3 tRNA genes are annotated in these 404 nt (G+C 51.9%); all 3 read right to left on the reverse strand.

The features are described from left to right. Positions 1-8: 8 nt before the first annotated feature. Positions 9-85, reverse strand: a tRNA-Arg gene (locus tag A3712_RS23225). Between the two features lie 58 nt (positions 86-143). Continuing rightward, positions 144-220, reverse strand: a tRNA-Arg gene (locus A3712_RS23230). Positions 221-273: 53 nt separating this feature from the next. Further along, positions 274-350, reverse strand: a tRNA-Arg gene (locus tag A3712_RS23235). Between the last annotated feature and the right edge of the window lie 54 nt (positions 351-404).

Genomic DNA, 404 nt, shown 5'->3' on the forward strand with positions numbered 1-404 from the left:
CTAGAGAGTGGCGCGTCCTGGAGGATTCGAACCTCCGACCGCCTGGTTCGTAGCCAGGTACTCTATCCAGCTGAGCTAAGGACGCGCAGTTTTCGATATTGGTATTCGCAATATCAGGAGTTCACAACGGAAACCCTAAATAGTGGCGCGCCCTGGAGGATTCGAACCTCCGACCGCCTGGTTCGTAGCCAGGTACTCTATCCAGCTGAGCTAAGAGCGCACGGGTTTTAGTATCAACTGAGTCAATACGAGGATCAACAGACCCTTAAATAGTGGCGCGTCCTGGAGGATTCGAACCTCCGACCGCCTGGTTCGTAGCCAGGTACTCTATCCAGCTGAGCTAAGNNCGCACNGTTTTCGATATNAGTATTNCCAATATCAGGAGTTCACAAGAAACCCTAAAG

Origin of the sequence: Vibrio sp. HI00D65 (assembly GCF_001635455.1) — a bacterium.
Classification (GTDB): Bacteria; Pseudomonadota; Gammaproteobacteria; order Enterobacterales; family Vibrionaceae; genus Vibrio.